A 5,634-nucleotide genomic window follows, 5' to 3' on the forward strand; every position below is an offset into this window, starting at 1 on the left:
ATGATTCAAAACGGAGGTATGGCGCCGTCAAAATATGCCGTACCCTCAATGACAATGGGACACCCTGCAGCGTAAAGCGTGTCCAGAGGCATATGGCAGAACAAGGGCTGAGGTCTGTAGTGGTAAAAAAGTATAACCACAATGCAAACCATGGGGCTGTCCCTGATGATAAGGTAAATATCTTGGGACGTGATTTTGAAGCAGAAACCATCAATCAGAAATGGTGTACGGATATCACCTATATCCATGTGCTGAAAGAAGGATGCCATCGGCTATATGACACCCCAGCAAAAGGAGGATGAGGAATTAAAAAAATCAGCATGAACTTTCAACTTTTTGTGTCCAAAGTATTGACATAGGTCCACCGTGACCAGAGAGGGTGAGCGTACCAACGCCGGAACACGCCGCAGGAATGGGGCAGGAAGCCTTTTCGGGGAAAACGGCAGCAAGAAGAACAACGGAGGGAGTGCATGAAAGAAAGACCCTATCAACATTTGCCACCGCTGGAACACGGGCCGGACAGCTTCCCCTACCGCATGACCCCGGCGCAGAGGAAGCGGGCCAGCAGCCTGATCCGCCGGGAGTGCTGCAACTGTGGTGGTGGAAACTGCTTTGCGCTGGACGATGGCGACACCTGCACCTGTCCGCAGATGATTACATTCTCCGTCTGCTGCAAGTGGTTCCGCTGGGCGGTCTTGCCGCTGGATAGGACGCTGGAAGCGGAGATTTACCGTGACTGTGCTTTGAAACGCTGCTCGGTCTGCGGAAAGCCCTATGTGCCAAAATCCAACCGGGGCAAATACTGCCCGAACTGCGCCGCCAGAGTACACAGGCGGCAGAAAACAGAAAGTGAACGGAAAAGGAGGTCTGCTGTGGACAGTTAAGGCGGGGAAAAGCCTTGATTTGACCGTATCCCGCCGGAAGTGCTGGCAGAGTTGAAGCGGCAACCGAACTATGGAAAGGAAAGGTGATTTTATAACGAATATCAGATACAAAAAGGAAACAGAAATCGTGACTTTTCAAGGAAAGGAAATCACGCTGGAAAATCTCTCCCCGGTATTTACACCGGAGCAGGAAGCGGCCAAACGCCGGGAACTGGAACAGCAGCTTTATGAGGTGTTCCGCAAGTACGCCGACAAGCGGCAGAAAGAGGAAGCCGGGGCGTAAGTTTTTCCAGCCACATCATTGATTTACGGGGCTGTTGGCGGTATAATAAGACTGTCAGCAGCTCCGTTTCTTTTTTAAGAAAAGGAGCGACAATATGAATAATCGGATAGACGCAATCTATGCAAGACAAGTCAAACATGGAATTGATATTTTTCCTTGTTTCCTCCGCAATCCCCATCACATAGAAAAATGCCCTGTGGTAACAGTCGTTGACCCTGCATTTCATCATGCTTTCCAGAAAAAAATCACGGTGGGCTGCGTTGCGAAACCTTATCTCCGACATAAAATCCCTCCTTTTAACACTCCCCAAATTTCGTCGTCATCAGCTTATACAGCTCTGTATTGCGTGGGAATTTGTTGACGAACGGCACGAGGGAGCTGCCCACTTTCAAAAGCCCCTGCCCTGCACCGACATTCGTGATATAGCTCATCTGCAAATCGGAGATGTTAAGGAGCTTCGCAAGCTCAATTCTGTCCGTGGACGCTTGGTTCAGCATGATGATAAATTCAGAGTTGGCAAGCATCGTCCTCGCCGTATGGCTCTGCAAGAGGTCGTCCACGTTCTGCGTGATGCCCGTGCAGTACGCCCCGTACTTACGCACACGCTTCCAGAGGGTAAAGAGGAAATTTGCCGAGTATTCATGCTGAAAGAGCAGATAAATCTCGTCAATGAAAATAAAGGTGTTCCTGCCTTTCGCCCTGTTCTGGGTGATGCGGTTTAAGATGCTGTCGAGGACGACAAGCATACCGATAGGCTGTAACTGCTTGCCCAAATCGAGGATGTCGTAGCAGATAAGGCGGCTGTGGGTGTCCACGTTGGTATGCTTGGCAAAGGTGTTCAAGCTGCCGTCCGTAAACAGCTCAATCGCAAGGGCGATTTCCTGTGCTTCTGGCTCGTCCTGCTTTAACAGCTCCTCACGGAAGTCCTGCAAGGTCGGCGGCGTACCCATATAGTTGCCCTGCTGGTAGTAGCGGTAGACGCTTGCCGTGCAGCGGTCAATGATGGACTTCTGCTTTGCCCCTAAACTCGCACCGCCGATGAGCTGCTCGCACAAGGATAAAATAAACTCTGATTTCAAGATGACGGGGTTCGCACCGTCGCCGTAATCAGAGTTCATGTCCATTGCGTTAATGTGGTTGTCGCTCGTCGCCGAGATGTGGACAACCTCGCCCTGCATCGCCTTTACAAGAGGGGAATACTCCCGCTCTGGGTCTATAACCAAAACATCGGCGTTGGGGTCAGTCAGAATGATGTTCGTCATTTCCTCCTTTGCCGTGAACGACTTGCCCGCACCAGACACACCGAGGATAAAGGAATTTCCGTTCAGCAGATGGCGGCGGTTGGCGATTATCATGTTCTTTGAAATGACGTTCTGCCCATAATACGACGTCCACGGAGAGCATCATGTTACGGTTTAATTCGCAAAGCTCCGCCACCATGCTGTCCTTGATATAGGCGGCGTACTCTCTGAGGAATATCACACGCCCGTACCGATTCCCCATCTTAAAATAATCTTTCTCAAACTCAAAGGAGTCGGGGCAGATATAGTCCTTGAAGTCGTGACCTTTCCGCATGGTCTGTGCCATGTCAAAGGAGAACGCCGTTTCCTCGCCCGTGCGGTAGAAGTCGTGGAAGATACGCAGCTTGTCATTCGCATCCAGTTCCGTACATTTCGAGCCTAAACGGTTGAAATTCCTCATAAACATCCTGCAAAAGATTCGGGGATTTCATGAGGGCTTTTGCCGCCTGCGGGGAATAATCCGCATTGGAAAAGCAATCGGCAATTTCTTCTTTCATGGCAATCTGATATGCGGCATCGTAAATTTCCTGCGGCATTTTTGCCTGCATTTCTTCCCGAAAAGAGGAAAGCTCCCGCTGTACCTTGTCGGTCAGCCTTTGGTTAAGGGACTGTCTGTACTCTTGGTAATTCAATCACACACCTCCTTGAAAATAAAATAAGCCGAGGGATTTTCGTTGTGAAAACCTCTCGGCTATGTAAAACTTGTTATTAACAAGTGATAGTAAGTCCATTTGCAATAATGTCTGGTACTAAAGTAGAATACCAAACATTTCCAACATTATATGAATCTTTTTTTATTATAGTCATATCTTCTAACTCAATAGGGGCATTTTGGCGAATAGGCTCACCTGAATAAATCCCTAAAAAAACATATGAACCCTCCTTATTGTACATAAGATTCCCATCAATTACAGCAACATATTGTGGTTTAGTTAATACAACACTTCCCGATGAGCCAGGGAACAATTTTGAATCTATTAAAAAAACGGGTTGTCCATTAAAATTACATCCCCATCTACTTGATACAACTCCCGATTTCACAATAGGAAACTTATTTTCTATATCATAAAATCCACGTGGGTAGCCAGCAACAAGAATATCATCCCCTACATTAATTGGTAGCCTACTGTTTTGAGGGAGATTATCACTTGTCAATCCCGCATGGCTCATCAAGGAAATGCCTGCTTTAATTTGTTCAACAATCAAATCACCTACGTCAATAACCACCACATCCACAATACTATTGCTATGCACTTTCAATCTTCTCAAATATTCATCTTTGGATAATGTTATGGGTAGCCATTGAATCTCATCATTTACAATTTGTCGTAAGTTAAAAGTAAAGGTATCTGGAATTATTTCTGTATCGTTTATTCTAGGCAAAGCGACATGCCTATTTGTAACTAACCATGTTCCTTCAACTTTTACCCATTGAGAATCCTTAGATGGGTCTTTTTCTCCAAGAGCATTATAAAAAAAACCCGAACCTTGTGATACATAAGAACCAATATGTGTTTCTATAAGTGTCGTCATGCCATACAGCATATCATCAAATTTCATTTTACAGCCTCCCATATATATTTTGTTGGTTAATATTATATCATGCTATCACAAATTTTTCCATCTCTTATATATGTAAAAAACGGCATCAGCTTTCACGCCGACACCGCCTTTCCCTCGGTCAGTCCGTTACAAAATCCCTGCCTTTTTCAGATACCCCACGCTGTCATAGCAGCCACGGAAGTAGACCGACTGCATCTCCATGTCCGTAAGTTTGTTTCTAAGCTCCATTACTTCAATCAACGCTGCACATTCTTCCTCGGTCAGTTCCGCCGATGTTTCCGTGTCAAACACGCCTAAGACTTTCGGATATTTCCCATACAAGCCCTCAATCTCGGCTCTTACGGCACGATATTCCTCGTTTTCTCTGGACAGTTTTGCGATGACAGAGCCGAGATATTCATTAAAAACATTGTCATGAACATCTACAAAAGTTTCAAATCTGAACGCATCAGACATTCTTCCTCACCTCCGATTTTTTCTAATCGTCCTTATTATAATACCCCAAAATCAGCAGTACAAATGTGCAAACTGGATTTAACGCTCCCTGTCCGCACTTTTTTTCTCTGGCTGTTTGTCGTTCTGCTCTGGCTCATCGTCAATAACAGTCTTGTCTTTTTCATTCAGATTCAATTCGATATTGAGTGCGTTCAGCCGTTCCGTCTTTTCTTTCAGCTCATTTTCAAAGGCAAACGGCTTCTTCACTTCCTCTTTTGCGGTTTCAAGCTGTGCGGTGGTTTCCTCCTTTCTGGTCTTGGCGGCTTCCAGTCTTGCGGGAAGTTTGGCAATCTCATTCTCAATTCTCGTTAAATTGCCGAGGGCATCCGTTCCTAAATCCACTTTGTATTTCCTCATTCCGCATAGATTTAAGCAGTAGTGGGCATTGACGGTATCATAGAAAACCTCCATCTGGAAGCCACGGTAACTGCCGATTTGTATCGGCTGTGACAGCGGGTTTTCCTTGCAGATGGCAAGCAGCATCCCGCCTGCGTCCGCTTTTTCTTTGTAGGTCACGCCGTTTAAGGTCATCGGGCAGAACTTATCCTCGCCCTGCGGCATATGCTGGCTGGCAATTTTGGCATCATTCCCATAGCCTATAATGCGTTCCCCATACTCCTTAGCTTCAAGCCGCATCTTATACGCAAAGGCTTTTTCACTCGGCAATATGGTCGTTCGTTGGAGATTACTCTCAACCATGACAATAAGCGCTTCGTCACGGGTCAGCTCCTTAACCTCGCATTTGAGCATTTCAAGCCCTGCAAGCTCGCAAGCCTTTTTCCTCCTGTGACCGCTGATAAGCTCATACCGCCCGTCCTCTTTCTGCCGAACTGTGGCAGGGGTCATCACACCGCTCCGCCTTACGCTGTCCACAAGCTGCTCCATGTCCTCGTCCATTAAAACTTTGAACGGATGGTCTGGGAACTCGTCAATCTCTGCAATCGGGATTTCCCTTATTTTGCTTAGGTTCGCTTCTGCACGGCTCTCGTCCGTTTCAAAGAGGTCATCGTATGCGGTCAGCTCGATTTTGCTTTCTCTGCTTCTCGCCAAGCTCTGCCACCTCCTTTCCGAACTGCTCGTAAGCGGCGGCTACCTTGCCGCCTTTGTC

Annotated in this window: 7 protein-coding genes and 3 pseudogenes; 3 read left to right on the forward strand and 7 right to left on the reverse strand. The window is 46.9% G+C overall.

The window, feature by feature from the left end:
* From D7Y06_RS23685 to D7Y06_RS23700, 3 genes are all read left to right on the forward strand, one after another.
* Positions 1 to 302: IS3 family transposase (locus D7Y06_RS23685; protein WP_243119490.1), on the forward strand; the 302-nt coding region annotated here is incomplete at its 5' end.
* A 168-nt stretch (positions 303 to 470) separates the two neighbouring features.
* Positions 471 to 884, forward strand: coding sequence for a cysteine-rich VLP domain-containing protein (locus D7Y06_RS23695; RefSeq protein ID WP_120409975.1), 414 nt, complete (start codon positions 471 to 473; stop codon positions 882 to 884).
* A 70-nt stretch (positions 885 to 954) separates the two neighbouring features.
* A complete protein-coding gene (locus tag D7Y06_RS23700; RefSeq protein WP_016304735.1) occupies positions 955 to 1,167 on the forward strand; it encodes a hypothetical protein in 213 nt (70 codons plus the stop codon).
* A gap of 136 nt (positions 1,168 to 1,303) precedes the next feature.
* On the opposite strand, the pseudogene D7Y06_RS27480 reads toward D7Y06_RS23700, so the two are convergent.
* The 7 genes and pseudogenes from D7Y06_RS27480 to D7Y06_RS28470 form a co-directional block, all read right to left on the reverse strand.
* Positions 1,304 to 1,450 (reverse strand): annotated as a pseudogene (locus D7Y06_RS27480) (DUF6075 family protein); the annotation flags it as partial.
* Between the two features lie 13 nt (positions 1,451 to 1,463).
* Positions 1,464 to 2,862: pseudogene (locus D7Y06_RS23705) on the reverse strand (VirB4-like conjugal transfer ATPase, CD1110 family); the annotation flags it as partial.
* The gene (locus D7Y06_RS23710) at positions 2,816 to 3,016 is read right to left on the reverse strand and encodes a DUF3848 domain-containing protein (protein ID WP_243119491.1); all 201 of its coding nucleotides are present in this window, start codon (positions 3,014 to 3,016) and stop codon (positions 2,816 to 2,818) included. The gene D7Y06_RS23710 and the pseudogene D7Y06_RS23705, both read right to left, overlap by 47 nt.
* Positions 3,017 to 3,176: 160 nt before the next feature.
* Complete coding sequence (locus D7Y06_RS23715) at positions 3,177 to 4,028, reverse strand: S1 family peptidase (RefSeq protein WP_120409977.1); 852 nt, start codon at positions 4,026 to 4,028, stop codon at positions 3,177 to 3,179.
* 129 nt (positions 4,029 to 4,157) lie between these two features.
* Positions 4,158 to 4,487 carry a DUF6664 family protein gene (locus D7Y06_RS23720; RefSeq protein WP_120409978.1) on the reverse strand — a complete coding sequence of 110 codons (330 nt, stop codon included), beginning with the start codon at positions 4,485 to 4,487 and terminating at the stop codon, positions 4,158 to 4,160.
* A gap of 78 nt (positions 4,488 to 4,565) precedes the next feature.
* A complete protein-coding gene (locus tag D7Y06_RS27485) occupies positions 4,566 to 5,576 on the reverse strand; it encodes a ParB/RepB/Spo0J family partition protein (protein ID WP_120409979.1) in 1,011 nt (336 codons plus the stop codon).
* Positions 5,530 to 5,634, reverse strand: a pseudogene (locus D7Y06_RS28470) (ParA family protein); the annotation flags it as partial. The gene D7Y06_RS27485 and the pseudogene D7Y06_RS28470, both read right to left, overlap by 47 nt.

This window comes from Roseburia sp. 1XD42-69, from assembly GCF_003612565.1.
Lineage (GTDB): Bacteria > Bacillota > Clostridia > Lachnospirales > Lachnospiraceae > Roseburia_B.

Bases quoted from the DNA above. Each gene is read 5' to 3' on its own strand.
- D7Y06_RS23720 (WP_120409978.1), bottom strand. From the start codon at position 4,487: ATGTCTGATGCGTTCAGATTTGAAACTTTTGTAGATGTTCATGACAAT.
- D7Y06_RS23715 (WP_120409977.1), bottom strand. From the start codon at position 4,028: ATGAAATTTGATGATATGCTGTATGGCATGACGACACTTATAGAAACA.
- D7Y06_RS23710 (WP_243119491.1), bottom strand. From the start codon at position 3,016: ATGCAGGCAAAAATGCCGCAGGAAATTTACGATGCCGCATATCAGATT.
- D7Y06_RS23700 (WP_016304735.1), top strand. From the start codon at position 955: ATGGAAAGGAAAGGTGATTTTATAACGAATATCAGATACAAAAAGGAA.
- D7Y06_RS23695 (WP_120409975.1), top strand. From the start codon at position 471: ATGAAAGAAAGACCCTATCAACATTTGCCACCGCTGGAACACGGGCCG.